Consider the following 25,358-nt stretch of genomic DNA (forward strand, 5'->3'; position numbering starts at 1 on the left):
ATAGAACAGAACAATAGGGTTTGCCATGTCTGAGAAGAAGAACGGGATCGACAAGGGACTGATCCGCGACCTCGCTGACATCCTCAACGATACCGATCTCACCGAGATCGAAGTCGAGCAGGACGATCTGCGCATCCGCGTTTCGCGCGCTTCGGCAATGCAGTACGTACAGGCGCCGATCGCGGCAGCCGCCCCGGTTGCAGCCGCAGCACCCGTTGCCGCCGCTCCGGTAGCAGCACCTGTCGCAGCTGCCGACAACAAGAACGCGGTTACCGCACCGATGGTCGGCACGGCTTACCTGTCGCCTGCTCCGGGCGCAAAGGCATTCATCGAAGTCGGCGCGACCGTCAAGGAAGGCCAGACGCTGCTCATCATCGAAGCGATGAAGACCATGAACCAGATCCCCGCGCCGCGCTCAGGCAAGGTCACTGAAATTCTGGTCAACGACGCGCAGCCCGTGGAATACGGTCAGCCGCTCGTCATCGTCGAGTAAGGCGCTTTTTATGATTTCCAAGATCCTCATAGCCAATCGCGGTGAGATCGCGCTGCGTGTCCTGAGAGCCGCCAAGGAACTCGGCATCGCAACCGTCGCCGTGCATTCCACGGCCGATGCGGACGCCATGCATGTCCGCCTCGCCGACGAGAGCGTGTGCATCGGCCCTCCGCCGTCGCGCGAGAGCTATCTCAACATCCACCAGATCGTTGCAGCCTGCGAGATCACCGGCGCTGACGCCGTGCATCCGGGCTACGGCTTCCTGTCGGAGAATGCCAAGTTCGCGGAAATCCTCGAAGCGCATGGCATCACCTTCATCGGCCCGACCGCCGAACATATCCGCCTGATGGGTGACAAGATCACCGCCAAGCAGACGGCCGTAGAACTCGGCATCCCGGTCGTTCCGGGCTCCGAAGGCGAAGTCACGCCTGAAAACGTCATGGACATCGCCAGGGAGATCGGCTTCCCGGTCCTGATCAAGGCGACCGCCGGTGGCGGCGGACGCGGCATGAAGGTCGCCAAGACCGAAGCCGACTTGCAGGAAGCGTTCGACACCGCCCGCACCGAAGCGCTCAATGCTTTCGGCAATGGCGCAGTCTACATGGAAAAGTACCTCGGCAAGCCGCGGCACATCGAAATCCAGGTGGTCGGTGACGGCGAAGGCAATGCGATCCATCTCGGTGAGCGCGACTGCTCGCTGCAGCGTCGTCACCAGAAGGTCTGGGAAGAAGCCAATTCCCCTGCCCTGACGGTCGAGCAGCGGATGAACATCGGCCAGATCTGCGCCGACGCAATGAAGAAGATGAAGTATCGCGGTGCCGGTACGATCGAATTCCTCTACGAAAACGGCGAGTTCTATTTCATTGAAATGAACACCCGCCTGCAGGTGGAACATCCGATAACCGAAGCGATCACCAATATCGATCTCGTTCACGAGCAGATCAGGGTCGCTTCCGGCGAGGGACTTTCCGTTTCCCAGGAAGAAATCCAGTTCCAGGGCCACGCGATTGAATGCCGTATCAATGCCGAGGATGCGCGCACCTTCGTGCCGTCACCCGGCACGATCACGCATTTCCATGTACCTGGCGGTCTCGGTGTTCGCGTCGATTCAGGCGCATATGCCGGCTACAAGATCCCGCCTTACTACGACAGCCTGATCGGCAAGCTGATCGTGCATGGCCGTACCCGTGAGGAATGCATGAGGCGGCTGCGCCGCGTGCTCGACGAGTTTGTCGTCGACGGTATCAAGACGACGCTGCCCCTCTTCCGGGATCTGGTCGACAACCCGGATATCCAGAAGGGTAACTACGACATTCACTGGCTGGAAAACTATCTGGCTGGCGGCGACCAACACTAGGTATATGATGTGCCCGGAGCAGAAAGTTCCGGGCACATTCTTTAGGGAGCGAAATGGCAGGGCGGCGCGGCAGATATTACCCGGCAATTACACCGGACGTTCTGTTGCGAGCGTATTCCATAGGCCTTTTCCCGATGGCGGAGTCCGCCGATGACCCGGAGATCTTCTGGGTCGAGCCCGAAATGCGTGGCATCATCCCGCTCTACGATTTCCACATCTCGAAAAGCCTCGCTAAAACCATCCGCAAGCAGCCATTCGAAATTCGGTTCGACACGGCCTTCGACGAGGTGATCGGCATGTGTGCGGAATCAGCCGCCGACCGCCCGAGCACCTGGATCAATGCGACCATCCGCCAACTCTATGGCGAGCTTCACCGCATGGGCCACGCACACAGCGTCGAAGCCTGGCAGGAGGGCGCTCTGGTCGGCGGGCTCTATGGCGTGTCTCTGGGGGCCGCCTTCTTCGGCGAAAGCATGTTTTCGAGGAAAACGGATGCCTCGAAGATCTGCCTCGTACATCTGGTCGAAAGGTTGAACCGGAACGGTTTCAGATTGCTCGACACGCAGTTTACCACCGACCACCTGAAGACATTCGGCGCGATCGATATCCCCAAGGACGAATATCTGGTTCTGTTGCGCGACGCCGTCGACCGGCCGCACCTGCCCTTCTGAGGGAAAGTTCTAATCGATCAATTGGTGGCTTTTGCCGGCGCAGGAATATCGGACTGCGGCTTGCAGCCAGTCAGCCAGACGTCATAGATCGGGTGCTCGACGGCGTTAAGGCCAGGGCTGTCGGCAAACATCCAGCCGGAGAAGATACGGCGGATCTTGCGGTCGAGGGTGATCTCGTCGACTTCGATAAAGCCGTCGATCTTCTGTGCCTCGGTGTCGTCGCGGGAATAGCAGACCTTTGGTGTCACCTGCAGCGCGCCGTATTGCACCGTCTCGTTGACATAGACGTCGAAGGTGGTGATGCGGCCGGTGATCTTGTCGATGCCGGCAAAGACGGCAACCGGATTGGAAATCCGGGCAGCAACGGCCTGTTCCGTGGCAAGCAGCGGTGCCACCGCGATCAGCGCACCGAGAATGAGTTTGCGTGGAAAAGGCATAGTCCGTGTCATTTTCATCCCGTCTCGCCCGCGTTAACGGTCGATGACTAGATTGCGATTATGGCCAAATGACCGTCAAGGTCTCAGCCGATCTCCAGCAGTCTCAGTTGCCGGGCGTCCAGGCATCGTAGTCGCCGGTGACGCGGGGGCGTTCGCCTGTGGAAGCCAGGGAGCCCTTGGGGTGATAGGCGAGCGGCGTGCCGGTCATGTTCGGCTTGTGCGGCTTCTGCCATTCGCGGGCGGCGTAGGTCTCCAGCGACGGCGGGACATCGGTGCGATAATGCATCCAGCCGTGCCAGCCGGGAGCGATGGCGGAAGCGTCCGCGTAGCCCTTGTAGATGACCCAGCGCTTGGGCTTGCCCCAGGAAGTCATCGGACCTTCGTAATAGACGTTGCCCATTTCGTCTTCGCCGACCTTCTTGCCGTGCCGCCAGGTGAAGAAACGCGTCCCCATCGTCTGACCGTTCCACCAGGTGAATATCTGCAGCAGAAGTTCTTTCATGGGGTATTCCGTCGCTTTGACAATCGTCGAATTGGACTTGTGGACGCCGAAAAATGGCTATCCTGCTTATGACGCCTGCCGCCGGTCCTGTCCAGCGATTCTAGGCTTCAAGACTACTTGAGCTTCATCTTGAAACCGGCATGGCTCCTGGCAAAGCCCTGCCGCTCGTAGAAACGATGGGCATCGGTGCGAACTGCATTGGAGGTCAATTGCGCCAGCTGGCAATCGTGGCGCCTTGCCTCTTGCACAGCATAATCGATCATCCGACCCCCAATACCGCGGCTGCGCATATCCGAGCGCGTCTGCACCGCCTCGATGATCATCGCCAGGGATCCTCGCGAGGTAAGCGTGCGGGTGTAGAGTAACTGAAACGTGCCGACGACCTCGCCATCCAACTCAGCCACGAACAGCTGCTCATTGGCGGAAGCATCGATCATGTGGAAAGCGCGAAGATAATCCTCATACGCTTCGGGATCGGTCGTGTCGCCGTGGCCGCCCTTTTGATCGTCAGCAAACATGGCAACGATCGCGCTCAGATCCTCCTCATGTGCGCGTCGGATGATCAAGTCGGTCATAGCTCTTTCCCCCTCGCCCGCATTCAATGCTGCTGCAGACGTTTTTCCATGATGATGGCGGGCAGGCCCGAATTCGGTGCGCCCCATTCTTCCATCCGGTCGACCTCGGAGAAACCAAGGCGCTCGTAAAAAGACATGGCGCGGACATTCGGAAGGGCAACCTCGACGCGCATGATTTCCGCGTCCGGGAAGCAGGTTTCCATCTCGGCAAACAGATCGCGGCCGATACCCTCGTTCTGGCAGGAAGGGCGAACGTAGAGTTGGTGCAGCATCACGGTCCTGGCCATCTTGGGATAGATGGCCGCATAAGCGATGCCGCCGAGCTTGCGGCCATCATCGGCCACGAGAAACTCGCCGTCACGCTTGCCGATGCGCGAGCGGATCGCGTTCGTCGAATGCCAACCGCTCACCATCTGCGAAACCTGATCCGCTCCATAGAACGGATCATAAGCATCATGAAACGTTTCGCCTAAAAGGACGCGGATCTTCTCCACGTCCTCGTCGCCGGCGGTGCGTACGAAGAACAAGACCTATTCCTCAATGCCGAGCTTGGCCTTGACCAGCGCCTGGACGGCTTGCGGGTTGGCCTTGCCACCGGTCGACTTCATCACCTGGCCGACGAACCAGCCGGCGAGCGTCGGCTTGGCCTTGACCTTCTCGACCTGATCCGGATTTGCGGCGATGATTTCGTCGACGGCTTTTTCGATGGCGCCGGTATCCGTGACCTGCTTCATGCCGCGGGATTCGACAATTTCGGCCGGATCGCCGCCTTCGTTCAAGACGATCTCGAAGAGGTCCTTGGCGATCTTGCCGGAAATGGTTTCGGCCTTGATGAGGTCGATGATGCCGCCGAGCTGGGCAGGCGAAACCGGAGTCTCTTCAATGTCTTTGCCGAGTTTGTTCAAGGCACCCAGCAAGTCGTTGATAACCCAGTTTGCGGCAGTCTTGCCGTCACGACCTTCGGCAACGGCTTCGAAATAATCTGCGATCGCCTTTTCCGAAACAAGAACCGAGGCGTCATAGATCGACAGGCCGAGTTCGGCAACGAAACGAGCCTTCTTATCGTCCGGCAGTTCGATCAGATCAGCGCGCAGGGCATCAATGAAGGCGTCGTCGAATTCGAGCGGCAGCAGGTCCGGATCGGGGAAATAACGGTAGTCATGCGCATCTTCCTTGGAACGCATCGAGCGGGTTTCGCCCTTGCCGGGATCGAAGAGACGGGTTTCCTGGTCGATGGAGCCGCCATCTTCCAGAATGCCGATCTGGCGGCGTGCCTCGTATTCGATCGCCTGGCCGATGAAGCGGATCGAGTTGACGTTCTTGATCTCGCAGCGCGTGCCGAATTCAGCACCCGGGCGGCGGACGGAGACGTTGACGTCGGCGCGCATCGAGCCTTCGTCCATGTTGCCGTCGCAGGTGCCGAGATAGCGCACGATCGAGCGCAGCTTGGTCATATAGGCCTTGGCTTCGTCCGAGGAGCGCATGTCAGGCTTCGAGACGATTTCCATCAGGGCGACGCCCGAACGGTTGAGGTCGACATAGGACATGGTCGGATGCTGGTCATGCATCGACTTGCCGGCATCCTGTTCCAGGTGCAGGCGCTCGATACCGATCTCGATATCCTCGAACTGACCCTGACGGTCTGGGCCGAGCGAGATGACGATCTTGCCTTCGCCGACGATCGGGTCCTTGAACTGCGAAATCTGGTAGCCCTGCGGCAGATCCGGATAGAAATAGTTTTTGCGATCGAAGATCGAGCGCTTGTTGATCTGCGCCTTCAGGCCAAGACCGGTGCGCACTGCCTGCTTGATGCATTCCTCGTTGATGACCGGCAGCATGCCCGGCATGGCGGCATCGACGAGCGACACATTACCATTGGCCGGCTTGCCGAATTCGGTCGAGGCGCCGGAGAAGAGTTTTGAATTGGAGAGGACCTGAGCGTGAACCTCCATGCCGATGATCACTTCCCAGTCGCCGGTGGCGCCGGGGATGAAGCGTTTGGGATCAGGGGTACGGACGTCGACAATGGTCATCTTGGGCTCGTCTCATGCGTGAATTCTTTGAATTCGTGAGGTAGAACAAATGCCGTGGTGGCGCAAGACTTGAGGGCCTTCGCCGCGCCGTTCATCCGCGGCATGCGGGCAGAAGGAAGAATTTCATGGGGATCAACCCGATCCTGCCTCTGGCGGCGCTGGCTGTTGCCTACAACGCGCTCGTATTCGGCGTCTATTGGTGGGACAAGCGCGCGGCGCGTAACGGCAGCTGGCGCGTCAGGGAATCGACGTTGCTGCTGATGGCGTTTACCGCCGGCGGCCCGGGCGCGCTCGCGGCACAGCGACTGCTGCGCCACAAGACCCGCAAGCCGCCTTTCAACTTCGCCTTGCCCTTGTTCTTCGTCCTGCAAATGGCATGGCTTGTCGTGGCGGTAACAGCACCGGAGGCAGCAATCGCGCTACTGGAAAAGCTTGGCCTCGGCTAGAATTCCTGACCGTACATCGCCGTCGGCGGCACTTCGACAAGCATCTTGGACAGCCCGACGGACTGGACGTCGCGATCGATCTTAGGAGAATAGGCAACTGACAGCCAATGGATGGCATAACCGTGCTTTTCGAAAAAGCCGATAGCCTCATTGTTCTGCGCATGTGTCTCGATACGCGCTTTCTTGAACCCCTGGCGGAGGATTTCGGCCTCGACTTCCTCAAGCAGCGCCCTGCCCAGACCTTGTCCCTGATATTGGGGATCGATCCAGAAATCGGAGATCAGTTCGTCCAGATGCTCGCGCGCAGCCCATCCGGCAACAGTTGAGAACTCCTCCACCACCGTGATTGTGAGCCAGGAGGAACGGGTGAAATTGGCGAAGGCTTCGCGTGCGCTCACTCGCATATCAGCCATCTCGCCGATCGCTTCCATCGCCTTCTCCCAAGCGCGAAAACCGATTTCGGCCAGGACATCGACATCCTCTTCCCGTGCGTTGCGTGTCGTGGCCATTCTTTCCCCTGTCACCTGCCTTTTTCCCCGGGCGAGAGAACATGATGCGCGAAATCCGGCCAGCGAGATGGTCCCGCACCGCCGTTTCATCGACAAAACTACTTTCAATTGCAGCACCTTGCTTGGCAATTGACAAAACGCACGACAACACAACTTTAAAAGCATTGTGTCCAAGAATTATGCGGCCTACCTCCTTCATCGTAGGGCCGCGGCCTTACGCCGCACCGATTAAGGGCTCTCGACCCTCTCAAATTCAATTTTTCGACCGCAATTCCTGAACCCAATAAAGGAGCACATCGAAATGATGTCTCGTATCGGAGGGGTTATTACCGCTCTGCTTGGCCTGGCTATTCTCTGGTATGGAGCAAAGCTGGCGCTGGCGGGTGGTTCCCCATTTTATGTTATCATGGCCCTCGGCCTCATCGTCTCGGGCGCATTGCTGATTGCGCGGCGCCAGGCCGGTCTCTGGATCTATGCGCTGACGCTGGCAGTCACCTTCATCTGGACGCTTTACGAAGTCGGCTTCGACAAGTGGCAGTGGATCCCCCGCGGCGCGCTGGTCATTTTCCTCGGCCTGCTGCTGAGCCTCTCCTTCGTCACCAGCAGCCTGAGTGACCGCCCGCAGAAGCCCTGGGTACCGAGCCTCAAGAATGGCGTCTTTGCCCTGCGCGCCGTCGTCGCCGTGATTGCCGTTCTCGGCGTCGTCGCCTGGTTCTACGATCCGCTCTCGATTACCGGGAAGCTTGAAAAGACGGCTTCTGCAGACGCTGCGATCGATCCGAGCGGTATTGCATATCCCGCAGACGACTGGACGGCCTATGGCGGCACCAATCTCGGCCAGCGCTATTCGGCTCTGAAGGACGTCAATATTGACAACGTCAAAGGCCTGAAGGTCGCCTGGGAACATCACACCGGCGACCTGCGCAAGGAAGATCAGGACTCCAAGGAATACACGTTCGAAGCTACGCCGATCAAAGTGAATGGCGCGCTCTATTTCTGCACGCCGCATAACATCATCCAGTCGCTCGAGCCGGAAAGTGGCAAGGTCCTCTGGTCCTTCGACCCGATGATGAAGCGCGATCCGTTCTATCAGCACCAGACATGCCGCGGCGTATCCTGGAATGATTCGACGGCCTATGCCGCTCCCGCCAGCAGCACGCCGGAACAGCAGGCGGCGACCACAGCCGCCGTTGCCGAATGCCCGCGCCGTATTCTTGCCTCGACGGTCGATGCCCGTCTGTTTGCGCTCAACGCCGATAACGGCGAGCTGTGCAAGACCTTCGGCACCGACGGTTATGTCGACCTGATGGAAGGCATGGTAGATACCAATCGTGCCACCTACCAGCAGACATCCGCTCCGCTTGTGACCAAGGATCTGATCATCCTCGGCAGCGCGATCGCCGACAACTACTACGAAAACAATCCGTCGGGCGTTATCCGCGCCTTCGACGTTCGTACCGGCAAGGTCGTCTGGAAATTCGACGCCAGCAAGCCGAACGACACGGCTCCGCTTGCTCCCGGCGAGCATTATGAGCCGAATTCGGTCGTTGCCTGGACGCAGTTTGCCGCGGACGAAACTCTCGGTCTCGCCTATATCCCGTTCGGTAACGCCTCGCCTGACCAGGTCGGCATTTCGCGCACGCCCGAGCAGGAGGCATTCGTCGATGCGCTCGCCGCCCTCGACCTGAAGACCGGCCAGCTGAAGTGGAAATTCCAGACTTCGCATCACGATCTGTGGGACCGCGACAACCCTTCCCAGCCGGTTCTCCTGAACCTGCCGAAGGACGGCGTCGACACGCCGGCGATCATCATCCCGACGAAGATCGGCAACCTGTGGGTTCTGGACCGTACCAACGGCAAGCCGATTCTGCCGATCAGCGACGTTCCGGTAAGCACCAATACCGATATTGCCGGCGAGAAGCTTTCGCCGACGCAACCGATGTCCTCGCTCAACTTCACGCCGGCGCCGCTGCGCGAAGCCGACATGTGGGGGGCAACGCCGTTCGACCAGATGGCATGCCGCACGACCTACAACCAGTATCGTTACGACGGCAATCCATGGACGCCACCGACAACGACTGGCTCGCTCGTATGGCCGGGGAATATCGGTGTGTTCAACTGGGGTTCTGTTGCGATCGATCCGGTCAACAAGTGGCTGATCGGTACACCGCAATATCTCGCCTATCTCTACAAGCTCTATCCGCGTCAGGCAGGCGACCTTAACAAGCGCGTGTTCGGCGGGGACAATTCGGGCGGCGAATCCAAGCCGGGCAACGAAAACCTCGGCGGCCCCTATGCCGTATCGATCCAGCACTTCCGTTCGGCGCTCAACGCTCCATGCAATGCCCCGGCCTGGGGTGTGCGCGTCGGCGTCGACCTGAAGACCGGCAAGACCGCCTGGAAATACCGCAACGGCACGGTGGCCGGACAGCAGTTCGCCGGAGTGAAGTTCCCGATCCCGTTCGAAATGGGCATGCTCGCCCATGGTGGAACGCTGACGACCGCCGGCGGCGTTGCCTTTACGGCCGCAGCCCTCGACGACTCGATCCGTGGTTACGACATGCAGACAGGCGAAGTGCTGTGGAAGATGGCGCTTCCGGCCGGTGGCCAGGCAACGCCGATGACCTATCGCGGCAAAGACGGCAAGCAGTATATCGTGGTTGCAGCGGGTGGCCACGGCTCGCTCGGCACCACGCCCGGCGATTCGGTCATCGCCTACACGCTCGACTGAGCGGATAACGCCCATTCGAAACAGGAAACGCGTCGGGCAACCGGCGCGTTTTTTTTTGCGTCTGACTTCAAGAACCGCGACGGTTGCGAAACTTGACCGCCGCCCGCAAGGCGTTTAACCCGAAAAAGCATTGATGGAGTTTTGATGTTCTCGTCCCAAGAGACCCGTTGAGGGGCCGGTAGCCGTCAGGCGACTGGCCCAGACAAAAACGTAAGCCCCGACACCCAATCCGGGTATCGGAACCGTTTTTGTGCGCTCCAATGCGAGCGCCTCTCCGGACATCGAAACAATGGATATTTCCCGCGCCGAACAGCGCATTCTCCACCTGCTCGCTCAGGGCGGCAGGATCGAAATCACCCGAGACGACGATCGCAAGATCGAAAAACTGCAACTCTTCACCCGTGAAGGCTGGATCTTCTCGGGCCTCGACCTCATCACATTTCGCAAGCTGAAGCAGAAGAAGGCGATCAGATCGCAAGGCGGCAGACCCTACCGGATTACCGAACGGGGATTGGTGCTGGTGAGAGCCGAATTGAATAACCGATAGAGAATGGCAGCCGGTCTTTCGCCGAAAGGCCGGCTTCCTATCAGCCCTGAAAGACGGCTTTCATCGCGGCCCATTCATTGGCGAACGACCCTGTTGCCACAGGCTTTCCTGCCCGCCGGTACCAGTAACCGGCATTCCAGTCGTCGCCTTCGATACGATGGCTAAGCGCGTGTCCCCAGTCGAATGCCTGTTCGCCTTCATGCTGCTGGCAGAGATTGTGCACTTTGTCCCAGTCCGGCCCGATCTTGAAATTGGCGGCGGCAAGACGGTTGAAAGCTGCGATCAGAGACGCCAGTTCAGCGCTCATCCTAATCTCCTCGGCTTTGGTCAGGTCAATGACTGTTGCAGATGAACCTTTTCCAGGTCGATGCCCATGCTCTTGGAATATTCGGTGCCGCGCCAGACGATGACAAAGCCACAACGCTGATAAAGCCTGATCGCACCGGCATTGCGGCCATGGGTATGGATGGTGGCCGTCCTATGCCCTTCCGCCTTGATGCGAGCGATTGCATCCAAAACCAGCGCATTGCCGATGCCCCTGCCCTGATGGTCGGGCAGAATCCAGAGATCGGAGATATAATTCGGCGCGCCATCGCGCGCGCACCAGCCAACGACCTTGCCGTCCAGTTCGGCAATCCAGACGTCGCCCTTGGTTTCCCCGGCAAAAATCTCGTAGGCCCTGCGGGTCCGCTCCAGGACGTCGGCTGAGAGCTCGACATCCTTGAAGGCATCGCTGGATTGCCAGGCCGCAAAACCGACTTCGCCGACCACAATGTGATCGGCGATAGTCATTTCTCGAATTTCAAGCCCGCTTACCACCACTTGGCCGGCGTGAACTTGCCGGCGGCCTGTTCTATGACATAGGCGGTGCGGAATAGCGTTTCTTCCTCGAACGGCTTGCCGATAAGCTGCAGGCCGAGCGGCAGGCCCTTCTTGTCGAGGCCGGCCGGGACGGCGATGCCCGGAAGGCCTGCCATGTTGACCGTCACCGTGAAGATGTCGTTCAGGTACATGGCGACCGGATCGGCTGCGAGGTTTTCGTCGGCGATACCGAAGGCGGACGACGGGGTGGCCGGCGTCAGGATCGCATCTACACCTGCGTGGAAGACGGTCTCGAAGTCCCGCTTGATCAGCGTGCGGACCTTCTGCGCCTGCAGGTAATAGGCATCGTAATAACCGGCCGACAGAACATAGGTGCCGATCATGATACGACGCTTGACCTCGGTGCCGAAGCCGGCCGCGCGGGTCTTTTCGTACATGTCGGCAATGTCCTTGCCGTCGATGCGCAGGCCGTAACGAACACCGTCATAACGGGCAAGGTTGGACGAGGCTTCGGCAGGCGCGACGATGTAATAGGCCGGCAGGGCGTATTTCGTATGCGGCAGGGTGATATCGACGATCTCGGCACCGGCATCCTTGAGGAAGGCGATACCCTGCTGCCAGAGCGCCTCGATCTCTTCCGGCATGTTGTCGACGCGATATTCCTTCGGAATGCCGATCTTCATGCCCTTGACTGACTGGCCGAGCGCTGCTTCGTAATCCGGGATCGGAAGATCGACGGAAGTCGTGTCCTTCTTGTCGACGGAGGCCATCGACTTCAGCATGATCGCGGCATCGCGCACATCGCGTGCAATCGGGCCAGCCTGGTCGAGCGAGGAGGCAAAAGCAACCGTGCCCCAGCGCGAGCAGCGGCCATAGGTCGGCTTGATGCCGACGGTTCCGGTGAAGGCGGCGGGCTGGCGGATCGAGCCGCCTGTGTCGGTTGCGGTGGCGCCGGCGCACAGATGGGCAGCAACGGCTGCAGCCGAACCGCCGGACGAGCCGCCCGGAACGAGCTGCTGGTTGGAGCCTTCCGCCTTCCATGGGTTAATGACCGGTCCGTAGAAGGAGGTCTCGTTCGACGAGCCCATGGCGAATTCGTCCATGTTCAGCTTGCCGAGCATGACGGCGCCATCGTCCCAGAGGTTCTGGGTAACTGTCGATTCGTATTTCGGCTTGAAGCCGTCAAGAATGTGGGAGCAGGCCTGGGTGTGGATGCCTTCGGTGGCGAACAGGTCCTTGATGCCGAGCGGAATGCCTTCCAGCGCGCCAACCTTGCCGCTCGCGCGGCGTTCGTCGGAAGCCTTGGCCATTTCCATCGCCTTTTCCGGCGTGGTGGTGATGTAGGCATTGAAGGTGCTGTTGAATGCGTCGATCGCGTCGACATAGGCCTTGGTCAGTTCGACCGAGGTGATTTCCTTCGAGGCGAGCTTTTCGCGGGCTTCGGCAATTGTGAGGCTGGTGAGTTCGGTCATGGGCTCTTCAAAATGTTCGAATGCGTGGAGAGGGTCGGAAGCGCTTTGAAAAGCGGCTTATTCAACGACCTTCGGCACCAGGAAGAAATTGCGGTCGGTCACGGGCGCATTGGCAACGATGTCGTCAGCCTTGTCGCCATCGGTCACGGCATCAACGCGCTTGCGCATGTCCATCGGGGTGACAGACGTCATCGGCTCGACGCCGGTCACATCGACCTCGCCCAATTGCTCGACGAAATTGATGATGCCATTCAGCTCGCCGACCATGCGATTGGCGTCGTCTTCAGTGACGGCAATGCGGGCAAGGCGCGCAACGCGCTTTACGGTGGCGAGATCGACGGACATGGCTCAACTCCGGGCAATAAAAATCTACTTCGCTATAATGGCCATGTGTTGTGATCGCAACAACAAGCGCAACCGGAATAGCAACAATGCGCAACGATTTTGCCGCAGTCGGCGCGCCGCAGTGGCGACGCGCCAAACTTGCTCAAGGAATTAATAGCTCAGCGCAGTGCCCGGCGCTGGCGTTTCAACGCGGGTGCGGCTGCCTTCCATGCCCTTGACGAACTTTTCCGGCGTCTGGTCGATGATCGGGAAAGTGCCGTAGTGGCAGGGAATGGCGTGCTTGAAATCAAAGAAGCGCTGGCAGGCCAAAGCCGCCACCGCGCCGCCCATGGTGAAACGGTCGCCGATAGGCACGATGCCGAGATCCGGCTGGTGCAGTTCATTGATCAGGCCCATATCAGTGAAGATGTCGGTATCGCCCATGTGGAGAACCGAAAGCTCATCGTCGAAATGCAGCATCAAGCCGTTGGCGGAGCCGAGTGAATGGGCAACGCCCATTTCATCGACCTGGCCGGAGGAATGCAGTGCCTGGGTGAAAGTGGCGGTGAAGCCGTCGAATGCGACCGTGCCGCCGGTATTGCCCATCTCGATCTTTTCGACGCCTTTGGTGCCGAGCCAGGAACCGAGATCGGCGTTGGCTAAAACGACCGCGCCCTTTTCCTTGGCAATCGCAACCGTGTCGCCGACATGGTCCGCGTGGCCGTGCGTCAGCAGGATATGGGTCACACCTTCAGACACATCCTTGATGTCGAGACCGGCATCGGCAAAAGGCTGGTTATAGCTGAGAAATGGGTCGATCAGGATTTTGGCCTTGGCTGTCTCGATACGGAAAGCGGCATGGCCGAGCCAGGTGATCTTCATGGGTAATCGTCCTCCAATACAGGGGAATCAGGGGGAACAAACCAAATCGAAATTTGATAAAAAGGAAAGGTCGGAACGGACGTTCCGGCGCGACGAAAGGAGGTGAGACGATTGAAATCCGGGTTACGGTGATCGTCAGTTTGTTCGGTTGGCGCCTGACAATGACGATAAGCCGTTAACAGCACGGGGGTCGAGCGAAAGCCCGGCTCCCACCGGAATGAAGGTCGTCTCACCTCCTGCCCCAAAGATAGCATGTCACTCGCCGATTTCAAACTTCGCGATGGTTGATTCGAGCGGGAATGGTGATCATGAGCGCCACCGATACCTGATCGTGCTATAGCCATGTCCTGACGACAACGGTTGCCAGCCAGTAGACCGTGGGCTAAGCGACCTCCAGCCGCTCCCAGCTCCTGCGAGCAATACTGGCAGCGGACGACATTTCATCACCAAAGGAAACGACATGGCGGGCAATGACGACGAATACATCTATGACGAAGCAAGCGGCGAATGGCTGCCTGCATCTGAAGCGGCCGCAAAAGCAGCTGCGGCTTCAGCGGTTCATGACAGCGCCGGCAATGTGCTTGCCGATGGCGACGCCGTCACGCTGATCAAGGACCTCAAGGTCAAGGGCGCAGGTCAGACGCTGAAGCAGGGCACGGTGATCCGCTCCATCCGCCTGACGGATAACCCGGAAGAAATCGATTGCCGGCACGATACGATCAAGGGTCTGGTGCTGCGCACAGAGTTCGTGCGTAAAAAAAGCTGAGTGCAGGATTTTTAGACATGGCAACATTGACGATCGAAGAACTGGCCGAAGCGCTTCAGCCGAACCAGGCAATTGCCGGGCTGGACCTCGGCACCAAGACGATCGGGCTTGCCATGTCAGATCTCGGCCGGCGGTTTTCATCCCCACGGCCAGTGATCAAGCGGGTGAAATTCACTCAGGACGCCCAGGTGCTGCTGGCATTTGCTGAAAAGGAGAAGGTCGCTGCCTTCATCATCGGCCTGCCGATGAACATGGATGGCTCGGCTGGCGCTCGCGTTCAGGCGACCCGCGCCTTCGTCCGCTCCATGTCGGACAAGACCGCCCTGCCCTTCGTCTACTGGGACGAACGGCTCTCGACTGTCGCGGCTGAAAGGGCATTGCTGGAAATGGACGTTTCTCGCGCCAAGCGGGCCGAACGGATCGATTCGGCTGCGGCAAGCTTCATTCTTCAGGGGGCGCTCGACAGGCTCTCGTCTCTGCGTACGGCAATGACGTCTTCCTTCGAAGACTGACGCTTGCGCCACCAGGCAGCGATCGCCTTGCGCTTTCTGAAGGCGATGATGGCAAAGACGATCAGGCTATCGAACGCAATCGCCCTTGCAACGAGTGGCGGGATGGTTTCGGGCGGAATGCCGAGAATGTTTCCATAGACCTCGAAAACGAGATCGTGGGTGTGCCGCGTCAGCATGAAAAAGCCGAAGCTCATGTCATAATAGGACAAGCCATACCAGCTCGACAGCAGTGCGACCGGGCCTGCCCAGAGTATCAAGAACCACTTCATGCGGCCTTACCTTCAAGCTCTGCCAGACCCAAATCCGCCGAGACAACCCATCTCGACAGCGCCATAACACTCAGCACCAACGCAGGGACCGCGATGTTAAGCGCCAATGCGGCGAAAGCCCCCGTCAGGACGATCAGCAAAAGGCGCTCTCTGAGGAATGTTACCACAGCTGGCATTTGTCTTACGAAACTCGGTTAACAATACATTAACCAGCCTAAAGACACAGCAATTCGGTGCAACGGAAACCCATGGTTATGGTTAATTTCCGAGGTGTGACTGTGGACAATGATGGTTGGGATCAGCCGTATATGGCGCGAACGAGGCGGCGAACCGCGGCAGCCACCTTTTCCCAGTCCTTTTCCGTCTTCAGCGCAACACCGGCAAACTGGCCGCTGACGGAAGCGGAAATGACCAGATGCTGGATGGACGCAAACAGCAGCGCATTGGTCGTGGCGGTATCGACGCCTTTCGGCGGCTTCAGGCTGCCCTGCATCCGCTCCAGCCATTTGCCGAGCGCCTTCATGCGCGACTCGGAAAGTCGGCGAACCTGCGGCGTATCTTGAGAGACTTCCCAGGCGACGATCCTGCAGACGAGCGGGTCGTCCCTCAGCGCTTCCATGAAATACATCGAAAGCTTTTCCATCAGGTCGCCATAGGTGAGGACGAACATGCCGCCGGTATCCTGCGGGATCTTGTCGCTCACCCAGCTGCCGAGTTCCTCGCCGATTGCATCGAGCAGACCATCGAGACCGCCGTAATAACGGTAGATCAGTTGCTTGTCGCAGCCGGCACGGCGCGCCACCGCATTGATCCCGAAACCCTGGAAACCGTGTTCGGACAGGAGACCACGCGCCGCCAGGAAAATCGCACGCTCGGTATTGGCCCGATTGCGCGGCCGTAATGGCTGGTTCTGTTGCGTGGTCATCTCGGGGATCTGCAGCATCTTCGGCCTATTCTTCAAGAAACTCCAGCATAGGCGATAATCCCCCGGCCGCCGGGCAGCAAGCGTGTTGCGACATGATGCACAGAATTGCGGCCATTGCCTTGCCACCGATTACATGCAGAGTGACGCACGGGAGGAATAACACATAAACTGATAAGCGCGCCCGCGGCTCATGCTGACCATATTCGAAAGCATTTTACCCGTCTTCCTGCTCGTCCTTCTCGGCATCGGCCTCAAGCGGACGACCGTCATCAACGGTAATTTCTGGGAGGGGATGGAGCAGTGCAGCTATTATGTGCTGTTTCCCGCCCTTCTCTTTCAGACCATGGCAAAGGCCGATTTCTCGGATGCAAGCAGCATCCACGTCAGCCTGATCGCTATCCTTGCCTTCACGACGATGTCCATCGTCGTGCTCGCCTCATGGCCGGTTCTCAAACGCGGCCAGATGACACCATCCACCTTCACCTCGCTTTATCAAACATCGACGCGCTGGAACGGCTTCATGGCGCTTGCAATCGCCGCCAAGACCTATGATGCACATGGGCTTGTCGTCGTTGGCATGGTGATGGCGGCGGTGATCGTACCGGTCAACGCCGGAAGCATCGCCGTACTTGCCGTATTCTCCGGGCAGAAACGCGACTATCGCGCCATCGCGATCAAAATCATCAGCAACCCGATGATCATCGCCACCATTCTCGGCATCGGCATCAACCTGATCGGCTTGCCGCTCTATCGGCCGGTGATGGCAACGGTCGAGATGTTGTCTCAGGCCTCGCTCAGCCTTGGCCTGATCACGGTTGGAGCAGGCCTCAAGGTTGCGGATGCGCTGAAGCCGAGCATCGGCGTGCTGTCGGCCGTGGTCATGAAACTGGTCGTATTTCCGGCTCTCGCCATTGCAGTCGGCCTTGCCGTCGGACTTACCGGCACCAATCTGGCGCTGCTGGCGCTGAGCGCCGCAGTCCCGACCGCGATGAATGGCTATGTGCTTGCCAAGCAGATGGGCGGCGACGCAGATTTTTACGCTGCAGCCGCAACCGTGCAGACGGCGCTCGCCTTCTTTTCCATTCCGGTCGCGATGTTCGTCGCGAACTACGCTGCCGGCGGATAAAGAAGGTCGACGATATAGCTTGCGTCGAAACGGGCATCGAGCATGCCGTAGGTCGAGCGCCAGCCACCGGCCAAGCGGGTTTCGAGATAAGCATCGGCAATCTTGCCGGCGCCGAGACGCGCCAATTCGGCGGCACCGGCGGCCAGGGCCAGTTGTTCGACCAGCAGGCGCGCCGCGCCCTCATCCCGTTCGCAAAGCGCCATGGCGGCACGCAGAACCTCGATCGTCTTGCGGCCGGATGCGCCAAGATCCCGCTCGAAACCGGAAAGTACCAGCTCGAACAGGTCGCGACCACGTGAGAGGACACGCAGGACATCAAGCGCCATGACGTTGCCGGAGCCTTCCCAGATCGCGTTGACCGGCGCTTCCCGGTAGTGACGCGCGATCGGGCGTTCCTCCACGTAACCGTTGCCACCAAGGCATTCCATTGCCTCGTAGATCAGCGACGGGGCAATCTTGCAGTTGAAATATTTGACGACCGGGGTCATGACGCGGGCAAAGGCCGCGTCCGCCGGATTGCCGGCGGCGCGATCGAAGGCTTCGGCAAGGCGGAAACCGAGCGCGGTTGCGGCTGCCACATCCAGCGCCATATCGGCAAGCACGCGCGTCATCAAAGGCTGATCGACGAGCTTGCGGCCGAATACATTACGGCCGCGCGTAAAATGAACGGCCTCGGCGAGTGATGCGCGCATGATGCCAGCAGAAGCGACCGCGCAATCAAGCCGCGTCAGCGTGACCATATCGAGGATGGTGCGAATACCCGCACCCGGTTCACCGAGCAGATAACCGAATGCATCGGAGAACTCGACTTCGGCCGACGCGTTGGAGCGATTACCGATCTTGTCCTTCAGTCGCTGGAACTGCAGACCGTTGGCCGAACCGTCTTCCAAAAGACGCGGGACGAGGAAGCAGCTGACATCATCCTTGGTTTTTGCCAGCATGACGAAACCGTCACTCATCGGTGCCGACATGAACCATTTGTGGCCATTCAGGCGATAGATGCCCTCACCTACCCGCTCGGCAGTGGAGCGGTTGGCGCGCACGTCGGTGCCGCCCTGCTTTTCCGTCATGCCCATGCCGAGCGTGATCGCGCTTTTCTGCATGGCCGGACGATTGGTTGAATCATACTTGCGCGACAGGATTTTGGGAGCCCATTCCTTTTGCACCCGTGGCGACGCCATCAGGGCTGCAACGGAAGCGCTGGTCATGGTCAACGGGCAGAGATGGCCGCTTTCAAGCTGCGCCGTCAGATAGAAGCGCGTGGCGCGCGCCTTGTGCTCGCTGCCCTTCGCTTCCGGGATATTCTCCCATATGGAAGAATGAAGGCCAGTCTGCATCGAACGGCGCATCAGCGCATGCCATGCGGGATGGAATTCGGTTACATCGAGACGCTCGCCGCGCGGACCGTGGGTCTTCAGCTTCGGCGGATTTTCATTCGCCATACGCGCCAGCTCCTGCGCTTCGGGCGACGTCACGTAGCGGCCAAGCTGATCGTATTCCTCGCGGATGACGCGATTGAGCCCACCCGTCAGATCGACCAGAAGCGGATCGGAGCGATAGGCATTGATGCCGGACCAGGGCGCAGGCTGGTTCAATTCGGCGAATTTTTCTTCGGCGCGGGTTAACTCGTTCATGCTCCGCTTCTAGCGGAAGTTAACGGGAGTGGGAACGGGCGCACGACCCTAAATTGGGCTTCTCAACAAATGGCCGTTTCCGCCTGCCAAAACACAAGCAGAATGAAGAAAGTGGGATGGTATATTGCACCATGCCGCTTGCAGCTTGCCCCCCCAAACCTTATAGACCGCCGAACGCAAGCGGAGACACGCCCAATGGTCTTCTTCCCTCATCGCCACCTCCTCGGCATCAAGGGTCTCAAAGAACAGGACATCACCTATCTTCTCGACAAGGCCGACGAGGCCGTGAAGATTTCCCGGCAGCGGGAGAAAAAGACGTCCACCTTACGCGGCCTTACCCAGATCAACCTTTTCTTCGAAGCCTCGACGCGCACGCAGTCGTCCTTCGAACTTGCCGGAAAACGGCTTGGCGCCGACGTGATGAACATGTCGGTCGGCAACTCGTCGGTCAAAAAGGGCGAAACGCTGATTGATACGGCGATGACGCTGAACGCCATGCGCCCCGACGTGCTGGTGCTTCGCCATTCTTCCGCCGGTGCGGCAGCGCTTCTTGCCCAGAAGGTCGCCTGCTCGGTGGTCAATGCCGGCGATGGCCAGCATGAACATCCGACACAGGCGCTGCTCGACGCACTGACGATCCGCCGCGCCAAGGGTACGCTGACCGGTATCACGGTGGCGATCTGCGGCGACGTCCTGCACTCGCGGGTCGCCCGCTCGAACATCATCCTTCTCAACGCCATGGGTGCCCGCGTCCGTGTCGTTGCTCCTTCCACGCTTCTTCCTTCGGGCATTCGTGACATGAGCGTGGAAGTCTTCCACTCCATGGCAGAAGGCCTGAAGAACGCCGATGTGGTGATGATGCTGCGCCTGCAGCGCGAGCGCATGGCTGGTTCCTTCGTGCCGTCGGTTCGCGAATATTTCCATTTCTACGGGCTTGATGCGGAAAAACTGAAGGCGGCCAAGGAAGACGCGCTCGTCATGCATCCCGGCCCGATGAACCGCGGCGTTGAAATCGCCTCGGAAGTGGCGGACGGCCCGCAGAGCGTGATCGAGCAGCAGGTTGAAATGGGGGTCGCCGTGCGCATGGCCGTGATGGAAACGCTCCTCACCTCCAACCAGGGAGAACGCGCATGAAATCAACCGTTCTCAAAAATGTCCGCATCCTCGATCCGTCGCGCAATCTTGACGAAACCGGCACGATCATCATCGGCGAAGACGGACATATCCTTGCTTGCGGCAAAGACGCCCTGAACCAGGGTGTACCGCACGGTTCCAGCGTCCGTGAATGCCAGGGTCTCGTTGCCACTCCCGGCCTTGTCGACGCCCGCGTCTATGTAGGCGAACCCGGTGCAGAGCATACTGAAACGATCGAATCGGCCAGTCGCGCGGCAGCGGCCGGTGGCGTCACCTCCTTCATCATGATGCCCGAGACCGATCCGGTGATCGACGACATCGCGCTCGTCGAATTCGTCCACAAGACGGCCCGCGACAAGGCGCTCGTCAACGTTCATGCCGCAGCCGCCCTGACCCGTGGCCTCGAAGGCAAGGAAATGACGGAATTCGGTCTGCTGCAGGAAGCCGGCGCCATCGCCTTCACCAATGGCCGGCATGCGCTTTCCGACTCGCTGCTGCTTCGCCGCGCAATGACCTACGCACGGGAGTTCGATGCGGTCATCTCGCTTGAACTGCGCGACAAATATCTCGGCAACGGGGTGATGAACGAAGGACTGTTCGCCAGCTGGCTCGGCCTGTCCGGTGTTCCCAAAGAAGCGGAAATCATTCCGTTGGAACGTGATCTGAGGATTGCGTCTCTCACCAAAGCCAAATACCACGCAGCCAAGATTTCGGTGCCTGAATCGGTAGAGGCGATGAAGGTTGCTCGCGGCCGCGGTGCAAACGTGACATGCGGTATCTCGATCAACCATCTGTCACTCAACGAAAATGACATCGGCGAATACCGCACATTCTTCAAGCTGTCGCCGCCCCTCAGAACCGAGGACGATCGCGTTTCCATGGCCGATGCCCTGGCTGCAGGCGATATCGACATCATCGTCTCGTCGCACGATCCGCAGGACGTCGATACCAAGCGCTTGCCGTTTGCCGACGCCGCCGATGGCGCGATCGGGCTTGAGACGATGCTGTCCGCAGCGCTCCGCCTGCATCATGATGGGCGGGTGCCACTGATGAGGCTGATCGACGCCATGTCGACCCGCCCTGCACAGATCTTCGGCCTCGACGCCGGCACGCTGAAAGTGGGCGCCAAGGCCGACATCACGCTGATCGATCTCGATGATCCCTGGATCGTCTCCAAGGATGCAATCCTCTCGCGCTCGAAGAACACTCCGTTCGACGAAGCGCGCTTCTCCGGCCGCGCGGTCGCCACCTATGTGGCCGGCAAATGCGTCCATGCAATCGATGGGGGCCGAGCGTGAGCGAACTCTTCAACTGGCAGATCACACTGCCGATCGCAGCCGGCGCCCTGATCCTGGGCTATCTGCTCGGCTCGATCCCGTTCGGCCTTCTGCTCACCCGTGCTGCAGGGCTCGGCGACATCCGCTCGATTGGGTCGGGGAACATCGGCGCGACCAATGTGCTCCGAACCGGCAACAAAAAACTCGCCGCAGCGACGCTCCTGCTCGATGCGCTGAAAGCGACTGTCGCAGCCATCATCGGCTGGCATTTCTTCGGCTCCGAAGCCGGGCTGCTTGCAGGCTTCGCTGCCTTCATCGGACACCTTTACCCGGTTTGGCTCGGTTTCAAGGGCGGCAAGGGTGTAGCGACCTATATCGGCACCCTGCTCGGCGTCGCACCATGGATGGTGCTCGTCTTTGCCGCCGTGTGGCTGACGATCGCCAAGCTCAGCAAATATTCGTCGCTTTCCGCTCTGGTCGCGACGCTTATTGTTCCTGTTGTGCTGTGGTTCATACAGGAGCCCAAGATTGCAGCCGTGATGGCGGTCATGACAGTAATCTCGTGGGTCAAGCACAAGACCAATATCGAGCGACTGATCGCCGGCACCGAAAGCAAGATCGGCTCGAAGGGATAGCCCTTTCAACCTGACCTCCGTTCATCCGCGGACAATAGAGATTATGACAAACGGGACTGAGCAACATTGTTCAGCCCCGTTTTTTTTCGGCTCAATGTACTAGCCGATATCCACGGCATAGGTGTGCACATCGCCATGCATGTTGGAGCGAAATACCAACTGTTTCCCGTCGGGCGTGAAGGAGAGATTTGGCTCCAGCCGGTAGTTATGGTTTTGCATATCGACGAGACGCACCGCACGCAGCACTCCGGGATCGATGAGTTCTCCGGCATTGGCCGCGGATATACCCGCCACGTCCGGAACCGACTCAGGGACGAACAGCGAAATCCATTTGCCGTCTTTGGCGTGAGCGACCATTTCTTCATCCCCCCCGTCGCCGGCGAAACAAGTGCCATCGGGTGACACGTTGAAATGAACCGACCAGAAGTCCCGCTCCAGGGTGTACCAACGCAGCCTTCCGCTCTCAAGCTCGTAGCCCGCCAGCCAAAAGACTTCGCCGCGCGGCGTCTGGAGATCGTACCAGATGGTTTGACCGTCATGGCCAAAGAATTCGTGCCCGGCGATCTCCATGTTCATGCTACGTGTATGCACACGAAGCGGAGCGCAGGGATCATTGCCCAGGCGCATTGTCCAGATGCGGTCCACCTTGTGCCATGGTCCCTCGTGGCAGAACATGATCTGCTGCGGGTCGGTGGGGGAAAACTGCAGGTGGTTCAACCAGTCGGTGGCATGATAGACATCGCGACGCAGACCGGTCTTTAGATCGACGACGAAGATGGTCATCGGAAGACGTCTCTCCAGTCTCCTATTGATATGCACCTCCTTCTGTTCCGCGAATGTCAGCCGCCGGCCCGTGACGGGGTGGTACATGTCGCTATCGACCATCCACTCTCCTTGCGGATTGGCGTTGCCTCCGGCCGCATCAGACGAACCGGAGGTAAACTCGTCGTTGAACGCCTTGCCCTCATGGGTCTCGCTTCCAAGCAGCAGGGTTTCATCGGCATTGACCGCGAAGATCGCCTCGGATGGCGACAGCCGATAGTGGCCTTGCCGTTGTTGGCCCTCAAGATCGACAGTGCGCACTTCACGGTCAGGACCACTGCCATCAATGTACCAAAGCCGCGAAGTTCGCCTGCCGACCATCAGAACTTCGGCGCCTGGGTCGGCCAGGATGAGGCTGTTGCGCCGACTACCCAGTTCGATCACGCCAATTCCGTCAGGTCGGCTGACGACCATGCGTTGCCCATCATGGCTATAGGCATGCTGATGGAAATAGAGGGAGGACGTGCCCGCTTGCGCAGACAGCCGGATAATCTTCTTTCCCGTCACCTCGTCACGCCATGCGACAGGAATGCCGTCCTTCGCTGTCGGAAAGTCGTCTGGTTCAACCATCATCATTTGTCCATTCCTTTCAGTGCGGGGATCAGCGTGCTGCGGCAGCCGCCACATGGTGTTCCGTCGCCGCAGCCGGTTCCTGCCAGCATTGCTCATAGGGAAGACCAGTCAGCAATTCGACGGTCGCGCGGGTCTGCGGATCAACCGCACTGCGGTCACCTCCATTTTTGAGGCGTGCGATTTCCTGCAACACGATCAGGTGGTTCTCGCGGTTGAGCTTGAAGCGCTTGGAAACGATGATACCCCATAGCCCGAAGCAGAATGGCACGCAGGTATAGATGGCAATGATGCTGGTAACGGTGGATTCCGGCTGGACGTCCACGCCCTGCTGAAAGCCGGTGGCCGACAAAACCAGACCGAGGGTGAACATGATCGATGCCTGAATGACAGTATCGACAAAGTTGAACACGCCGGAGAACAGAGCTTCACGCCGTTCGCGGGTGACCATTTCGTCGACATCGGGAATGAATGACATCAGGTAGAAAGACGCGTTGGCAATGCCGGTCTTGCCGAAATTCAGGACGATCGTCAGACCGATCAGCCAGATCTCCGCGTGGGGTGGGCGTACCAGTGCCAGCCAGGCGAAAGCGGCAAAGACAAGCAGCGTTACCCATGCGCCGAGGCGGAACGAGGTCGCACCGTCAGTCTTGATCGTGTACCAGAGGAAAAAGGACAGAAACAGCAGGCCTAAAAGGTAAGCGACGCTGTTGGCACCGGCAACGACGGTCGGGCTCATCAACATGACGAAAATGATGAAATAGGTGTTGACGTATCCGGAGATGGTACGCTCCGAGATCTGCGCAACGAACATGGCCAGCAACTGACGAAATGCACGGACCCGTAGCGTGGAACCCAGATCGCGGAACATCAACTTCATGTCCTGCCAGGCGCTTCGGCCCGGGGTGAAATGCAGTTCCTCCGCCGGCCGTTCGAAGCTCCACTTGTATTGCAGGAACAATGCCACGCAGGCCAGAACGTCACAAATAATCATGGTCCAGGTAAAGGCAGCCAGATCCTTGCCGAAATAGAGGAACATGATGCCGGGCAGCGCCGAAAGCGCCGTGGTGGCGATCGCACCAACGGCCTGCTTCATACCCTCGATCTTGGCGCGCACGGTCGAATCCGTGGTCATCTCGGTTGTCAAAGTGGGGATGATGATCTGCGGAACACGCAGCACGCAATTATAGAGAATGTAGATGAAATAGTAGTAAGCCACCCCCATGCCGGGGAGCCACACCAACGGAAAGAGGATGGTGTGGACCGGAATGATGGCGAGAAGCCAGAAGCGGCGACGACCGAATTTCTTGCCAAGGCGGGTCTGGCCGAATTTGTCCGACAGTTCACCGAAAAACAGAGAGAAAAAGGCCCCGGCCAGTTTGCTGATCGCAAACAGGGTCCCCACCGCCATTATCGACAAGCCGGCATATGTTGTATAGTAATACATCAACCACGCAGATAAAACATTCTGCGTGGTGGCAATAAAAATATTAACGGAAGACACACCAAAGTAATTCTTCCAGGTTATTTTCCTTGCTGCATTCATTTTCGTGGGTCTTTTCTGTTTTCAGAGAAAAAAGGAAGCCCATCGCATTGTGTCTCTCACCACAATACGGTCGGGAATTCGTTATTCGATGAAGGCAATGGCGCAGCAGATCACGCCGCCGCCATTCGGCAGCGGAGAGCGAAAGCTGGTCGTCTGGATCAGAACAAACCGTATGCGCGAGCAGCCGGTTTTGTCCGGGCGTGAAGACGGAATGGCGCGCTACCGTCAAAAATGACGGGCAGCCGATAGCGCTTTCATCGTCCGAATTGCCGCGCGTAGTCTTGCGCGAAATCGCTTGCGACAGCGGCACGAAATACGGCGCGTCTCAAACGCCTTTCGCG

Annotated in this window: 29 protein-coding genes; 13 read left to right on the forward strand and 16 right to left on the reverse strand. The window is 59.0% G+C overall.

Annotation, left to right across the window (positions count from 1 at the left end; genetic code table 11):
* Positions 1-25: 25 nt before the first annotated feature.
* The 3 genes from accB to aat are packed head-to-tail and all read left to right on the forward strand — an operon-like array spanning position 26 to position 2,521.
* On the forward strand, positions 26-493 hold the full coding sequence (gene accB / locus GGE33_RS19405) for an acetyl-CoA carboxylase biotin carboxyl carrier protein (RefSeq protein WP_183826845.1): 468 nt from the start codon (positions 26-28) through the stop codon (positions 491-493).
* Positions 494-503: 10 nt separating this feature from the next.
* Complete coding sequence (gene accC, locus GGE33_RS19410; RefSeq protein WP_148148019.1) at positions 504-1,850, forward strand: acetyl-CoA carboxylase biotin carboxylase subunit; 1,347 nt, start codon at positions 504-506, stop codon at positions 1,848-1,850.
* Between the two features lie 53 nt (positions 1,851-1,903).
* Positions 1,904-2,521: a leucyl/phenylalanyl-tRNA--protein transferase gene (gene aat / locus GGE33_RS19415; protein WP_148148018.1), complete on the forward strand. Its 618-nt coding sequence runs from the start codon at positions 1,904-1,906 to the stop codon at positions 2,519-2,521.
* A 17-nt stretch (positions 2,522-2,538) separates the two neighbouring features.
* Here the strand turns inward: aat and GGE33_RS19420 are convergent, their stop codons facing one another.
* From GGE33_RS19420 to gatB, 5 genes are all read right to left on the reverse strand, one after another.
* Positions 2,539-2,958 (reverse strand): DUF2155 domain-containing protein, encoded by a 420-nt coding sequence (locus GGE33_RS19420; protein ID WP_394353679.1) that lies wholly within the window; start codon positions 2,956-2,958, stop codon positions 2,539-2,541.
* A gap of 103 nt (positions 2,959-3,061) precedes the next feature.
* Complete coding sequence (locus GGE33_RS19425; protein WP_148148016.1) at positions 3,062-3,460, reverse strand: NADH:ubiquinone oxidoreductase subunit NDUFA12; 399 nt, start codon at positions 3,458-3,460, stop codon at positions 3,062-3,064.
* A gap of 113 nt (positions 3,461-3,573) precedes the next feature.
* A complete protein-coding gene (locus tag GGE33_RS19430; RefSeq protein ID WP_148148015.1) occupies positions 3,574-4,035 on the reverse strand; it encodes a GNAT family N-acetyltransferase in 462 nt (153 codons plus the stop codon).
* 23 nt (positions 4,036-4,058) lie between these two features.
* Positions 4,059-4,562, reverse strand: coding sequence for a GNAT family N-acetyltransferase (locus GGE33_RS19435; protein ID WP_148148014.1), 504 nt, complete (start codon positions 4,560-4,562; stop codon positions 4,059-4,061).
* A 3-nt stretch (positions 4,563-4,565) separates the two neighbouring features.
* Entirely contained in the window at positions 4,566-6,068 is a 1,503-nt protein-coding gene (gene gatB / locus GGE33_RS19440) for an Asp-tRNA(Asn)/Glu-tRNA(Gln) amidotransferase subunit GatB (protein ID WP_183826848.1), read from the reverse strand.
* Between the two features lie 125 nt (positions 6,069-6,193).
* Between gatB and GGE33_RS19445 the strand changes: the two genes are divergently transcribed.
* A complete protein-coding gene (locus tag GGE33_RS19445) occupies positions 6,194-6,514 on the forward strand; it encodes a DUF1294 domain-containing protein (RefSeq protein ID WP_183826851.1) in 321 nt (106 codons plus the stop codon).
* Here GGE33_RS19445 and GGE33_RS19450 read toward each other — a convergent pair.
* On the reverse strand, positions 6,511-7,023 hold the full coding sequence (locus tag GGE33_RS19450) for a GNAT family N-acetyltransferase (RefSeq protein WP_183826855.1): 513 nt from the start codon (positions 7,021-7,023) through the stop codon (positions 6,511-6,513). The two genes, GGE33_RS19445 and GGE33_RS19450, sit on opposite strands and share 4 nt — an antisense overlap.
* 301 nt (positions 7,024-7,324) lie before the next feature.
* On the opposite strand from GGE33_RS19450, the gene GGE33_RS19455 reads away from it, so the two are divergent.
* Positions 7,325-9,754, forward strand: a complete 2,430-nt coding sequence (locus tag GGE33_RS19455) for a membrane-bound PQQ-dependent dehydrogenase, glucose/quinate/shikimate family (protein WP_183826858.1) — start codon at positions 7,325-7,327, stop codon at positions 9,752-9,754.
* 289 nt (positions 9,755-10,043) lie between these two features.
* Positions 10,044-10,301 (forward strand): YjhX family toxin, encoded by a 258-nt coding sequence (locus tag GGE33_RS19460; protein WP_183826861.1) that lies wholly within the window; start codon positions 10,044-10,046, stop codon positions 10,299-10,301.
* Between the two features lie 40 nt (positions 10,302-10,341).
* Here GGE33_RS19460 and GGE33_RS19465 read toward each other — a convergent pair whose 3' ends face one another.
* The 5 genes from GGE33_RS19465 to GGE33_RS19485 all read right to left on the reverse strand — a co-directional run bounded on the left by GGE33_RS19465 (position 10,342) and on the right by GGE33_RS19485 (position 13,801).
* Positions 10,342-10,608 (reverse strand): hypothetical protein, encoded by a 267-nt coding sequence (locus tag GGE33_RS19465; RefSeq protein WP_183826864.1) that lies wholly within the window; start codon positions 10,606-10,608, stop codon positions 10,342-10,344.
* A gap of 20 nt (positions 10,609-10,628) precedes the next feature.
* Positions 10,629-11,093 (reverse strand): GNAT family N-acetyltransferase, encoded by a 465-nt coding sequence (locus GGE33_RS19470; protein WP_183826867.1) that lies wholly within the window; start codon positions 11,091-11,093, stop codon positions 10,629-10,631.
* Between the two features lie 20 nt (positions 11,094-11,113).
* On the reverse strand, positions 11,114-12,595 hold the full coding sequence (gene gatA / locus GGE33_RS19475) for an Asp-tRNA(Asn)/Glu-tRNA(Gln) amidotransferase subunit GatA (protein WP_183826870.1): 1,482 nt from the start codon (positions 12,593-12,595) through the stop codon (positions 11,114-11,116).
* Positions 12,596-12,652: 57 nt separating this feature from the next.
* Complete coding sequence (gene gatC / locus GGE33_RS19480) at positions 12,653-12,940, reverse strand: Asp-tRNA(Asn)/Glu-tRNA(Gln) amidotransferase subunit GatC (protein WP_148148007.1); 288 nt, start codon at positions 12,938-12,940, stop codon at positions 12,653-12,655.
* A gap of 150 nt (positions 12,941-13,090) precedes the next feature.
* Positions 13,091-13,801: a metal-dependent hydrolase gene (locus GGE33_RS19485; RefSeq protein WP_183826873.1), complete on the reverse strand. Its 711-nt coding sequence runs from the start codon at positions 13,799-13,801 to the stop codon at positions 13,091-13,093.
* Positions 13,802-14,261: 460 nt separating this feature from the next.
* On the opposite strand from GGE33_RS19485, the gene GGE33_RS19490 reads away from it, so the two are divergent.
* Both GGE33_RS19490 and ruvX read left to right on the forward strand, forming a co-directional pair.
* Complete coding sequence (locus tag GGE33_RS19490; RefSeq protein WP_148148005.1) at positions 14,262-14,567, forward strand: alkylphosphonate utilization protein; 306 nt, start codon at positions 14,262-14,264, stop codon at positions 14,565-14,567.
* Between the two features lie 17 nt (positions 14,568-14,584).
* The gene (ruvX, locus tag GGE33_RS19495; RefSeq protein ID WP_183826876.1) at positions 14,585-15,079 is read left to right on the forward strand and encodes a Holliday junction resolvase RuvX; all 495 of its coding nucleotides are present in this window, start codon (positions 14,585-14,587) and stop codon (positions 15,077-15,079) included.
* Here ruvX and GGE33_RS19500 read toward each other — a convergent pair.
* Together GGE33_RS19500 and GGE33_RS19505 are read right to left on the reverse strand one after the other, a co-directional pair.
* The gene (locus tag GGE33_RS19500) at positions 15,016-15,348 is read right to left on the reverse strand and encodes a DUF6105 family protein (protein ID WP_148148003.1); all 333 of its coding nucleotides are present in this window, start codon (positions 15,346-15,348) and stop codon (positions 15,016-15,018) included. The genes ruvX and GGE33_RS19500 overlap by 64 nt on opposite strands.
* A 298-nt stretch (positions 15,349-15,646) precedes the next feature.
* Positions 15,647-16,291: a TetR/AcrR family transcriptional regulator gene (locus tag GGE33_RS19505; RefSeq protein ID WP_148148001.1), complete on the reverse strand. Its 645-nt coding sequence runs from the start codon at positions 16,289-16,291 to the stop codon at positions 15,647-15,649.
* 172 nt (positions 16,292-16,463) lie between these two features.
* On the opposite strand from GGE33_RS19505, the gene GGE33_RS19510 reads away from it, so the two are divergent.
* Positions 16,464-17,399, forward strand: coding sequence for an AEC family transporter (locus GGE33_RS19510; protein ID WP_148148000.1), 936 nt, complete (start codon positions 16,464-16,466; stop codon positions 17,397-17,399).
* On the opposite strand, the gene GGE33_RS19515 is transcribed toward GGE33_RS19510, so the two are convergent.
* On the reverse strand, positions 17,381-19,033 hold the full coding sequence (locus GGE33_RS19515; protein ID WP_183826879.1) for an acyl-CoA dehydrogenase family protein: 1,653 nt from the start codon (positions 19,031-19,033) through the stop codon (positions 17,381-17,383). The two genes, GGE33_RS19510 and GGE33_RS19515, sit on opposite strands and share 19 nt — an antisense overlap.
* A 195-nt stretch (positions 19,034-19,228) precedes the next feature.
* On the opposite strand from GGE33_RS19515, the gene GGE33_RS19520 reads away from it, so the two are divergent.
* The 3 genes from GGE33_RS19520 to plsY are packed head-to-tail and all read left to right on the forward strand — an operon-like array spanning position 19,229 to position 22,079.
* Positions 19,229-20,167 carry an aspartate carbamoyltransferase catalytic subunit gene (locus tag GGE33_RS19520; protein WP_183826883.1) on the forward strand — a complete coding sequence of 313 codons (939 nt, stop codon included), beginning with the start codon at positions 19,229-19,231 and terminating at the stop codon, positions 20,165-20,167.
* Positions 20,164-21,465, forward strand: a complete 1,302-nt coding sequence (locus tag GGE33_RS19525) for a dihydroorotase (RefSeq protein WP_183826886.1) — start codon at positions 20,164-20,166, stop codon at positions 21,463-21,465. Before GGE33_RS19520 ends, GGE33_RS19525 begins: the two co-directional genes overlap by 4 nt.
* Positions 21,432-22,079 (forward strand): glycerol-3-phosphate 1-O-acyltransferase PlsY, encoded by a 648-nt coding sequence (gene plsY / locus GGE33_RS19530; RefSeq protein ID WP_148147996.1) that lies wholly within the window; start codon positions 21,432-21,434, stop codon positions 22,077-22,079. The genes GGE33_RS19525 and plsY overlap by 34 nt, the downstream gene beginning before the upstream one ends.
* A 99-nt stretch (positions 22,080-22,178) precedes the next feature.
* On the opposite strand, the gene GGE33_RS19535 is transcribed toward plsY, so the two are convergent.
* Positions 22,179-23,477, reverse strand: coding sequence for an oligogalacturonate lyase family protein (locus GGE33_RS19535; RefSeq protein ID WP_183685043.1), 1,299 nt, complete (start codon positions 23,475-23,477; stop codon positions 22,179-22,181).
* 25 nt (positions 23,478-23,502) lie between these two features.
* On the reverse strand, positions 23,503-25,017 hold the full coding sequence (locus GGE33_RS19540; protein ID WP_148147994.1) for an MFS transporter: 1,515 nt from the start codon (positions 25,015-25,017) through the stop codon (positions 23,503-23,505).
* Positions 25,018-25,066: 49 nt separating this feature from the next.
* On the opposite strand from GGE33_RS19540, the gene GGE33_RS19545 reads away from it, so the two are divergent.
* Positions 25,067-25,252, forward strand: coding sequence for a hypothetical protein (locus tag GGE33_RS19545; RefSeq protein ID WP_183826889.1), 186 nt, complete (start codon positions 25,067-25,069; stop codon positions 25,250-25,252).
* The last annotated feature ends 106 nt before the right edge of the window (positions 25,253-25,358 follow it).

It is taken from the genome of Aliirhizobium cellulosilyticum, from assembly GCF_014198105.1.
Taxonomy (GTDB): Bacteria; Pseudomonadota; Alphaproteobacteria; order Rhizobiales; family Rhizobiaceae; genus Neorhizobium; species Neorhizobium cellulosilyticum.

Coding starts and splice junctions, on each gene's coding strand:
- GGE33_RS19430 (WP_148148015.1), bottom strand. CDS start 4,035: ATGACCGACTTGATCATCCGACGCGCACATGAGGAGGATCTGAGCGCG.
- GGE33_RS19460 (WP_183826861.1), top strand. CDS start 10,044: ATGGATATTTCCCGCGCCGAACAGCGCATTCTCCACCTGCTCGCTCAG.
- accB (WP_183826845.1), top strand. CDS start 26: ATGTCTGAGAAGAAGAACGGGATCGACAAGGGACTGATCCGCGACCTC.
- GGE33_RS19450 (WP_183826855.1), bottom strand. CDS start 7,023: ATGGCCACGACACGCAACGCACGGGAAGAGGATGTCGATGTCCTGGCC.
- plsY (WP_148147996.1), top strand. CDS start 21,432: ATGCGTCCATGCAATCGATGGGGGCCGAGCGTGAGCGAACTCTTCAAC.
- GGE33_RS19485 (WP_183826873.1), bottom strand. CDS start 13,801: ATGAAGATCACCTGGCTCGGCCATGCCGCTTTCCGTATCGAGACAGCC.
- accC (WP_148148019.1), top strand. CDS start 504: ATGATTTCCAAGATCCTCATAGCCAATCGCGGTGAGATCGCGCTGCGT.
- ruvX (WP_183826876.1), top strand. CDS start 14,585: ATGGCAACATTGACGATCGAAGAACTGGCCGAAGCGCTTCAGCCGAAC.
- GGE33_RS19535 (WP_183685043.1), bottom strand. CDS start 23,477: ATGATGATGGTTGAACCAGACGACTTTCCGACAGCGAAGGACGGCATT.
- GGE33_RS19455 (WP_183826858.1), top strand. CDS start 7,325: ATGATGTCTCGTATCGGAGGGGTTATTACCGCTCTGCTTGGCCTGGCT.
- GGE33_RS19500 (WP_148148003.1), bottom strand. CDS start 15,348: ATGAAGTGGTTCTTGATACTCTGGGCAGGCCCGGTCGCACTGCTGTCG.
- GGE33_RS19420 (WP_394353679.1), bottom strand. CDS start 2,958: ATGCCTTTTCCACGCAAACTCATTCTCGGTGCGCTGATCGCGGTGGCA.
- GGE33_RS19425 (WP_148148016.1), bottom strand. CDS start 3,460: ATGAAAGAACTTCTGCTGCAGATATTCACCTGGTGGAACGGTCAGACG.
- gatC (WP_148148007.1), bottom strand. CDS start 12,940: ATGTCCGTCGATCTCGCCACCGTAAAGCGCGTTGCGCGCCTTGCCCGC.
- GGE33_RS19540 (WP_148147994.1), bottom strand. CDS start 25,017: ATGAATGCAGCAAGGAAAATAACCTGGAAGAATTACTTTGGTGTGTCT.
- GGE33_RS19490 (WP_148148005.1), top strand. CDS start 14,262: ATGGCGGGCAATGACGACGAATACATCTATGACGAAGCAAGCGGCGAA.
- GGE33_RS19505 (WP_148148001.1), bottom strand. CDS start 16,291: ATGCTGCAGATCCCCGAGATGACCACGCAACAGAACCAGCCATTACGG.
- GGE33_RS19470 (WP_183826867.1), bottom strand. CDS start 11,093: ATGACTATCGCCGATCACATTGTGGTCGGCGAAGTCGGTTTTGCGGCC.
- gatB (WP_183826848.1), bottom strand. CDS start 6,068: ATGACCATTGTCGACGTCCGTACCCCTGATCCCAAACGCTTCATCCCC.
- GGE33_RS19465 (WP_183826864.1), bottom strand. CDS start 10,608: ATGAGCGCTGAACTGGCGTCTCTGATCGCAGCTTTCAACCGTCTTGCC.
- aat (WP_148148018.1), top strand. CDS start 1,904: ATGGCAGGGCGGCGCGGCAGATATTACCCGGCAATTACACCGGACGTT.
- GGE33_RS19515 (WP_183826879.1), bottom strand. CDS start 19,033: ATGAACGAGTTAACCCGCGCCGAAGAAAAATTCGCCGAATTGAACCAG.
- GGE33_RS19525 (WP_183826886.1), top strand. CDS start 20,164: ATGAAATCAACCGTTCTCAAAAATGTCCGCATCCTCGATCCGTCGCGC.
- GGE33_RS19510 (WP_148148000.1), top strand. CDS start 16,464: ATGCTGACCATATTCGAAAGCATTTTACCCGTCTTCCTGCTCGTCCTT.
- GGE33_RS19445 (WP_183826851.1), top strand. CDS start 6,194: ATGGGGATCAACCCGATCCTGCCTCTGGCGGCGCTGGCTGTTGCCTAC.
- gatA (WP_183826870.1), bottom strand. CDS start 12,595: ATGACCGAACTCACCAGCCTCACAATTGCCGAAGCCCGCGAAAAGCTC.
- GGE33_RS19520 (WP_183826883.1), top strand. CDS start 19,229: ATGGTCTTCTTCCCTCATCGCCACCTCCTCGGCATCAAGGGTCTCAAA.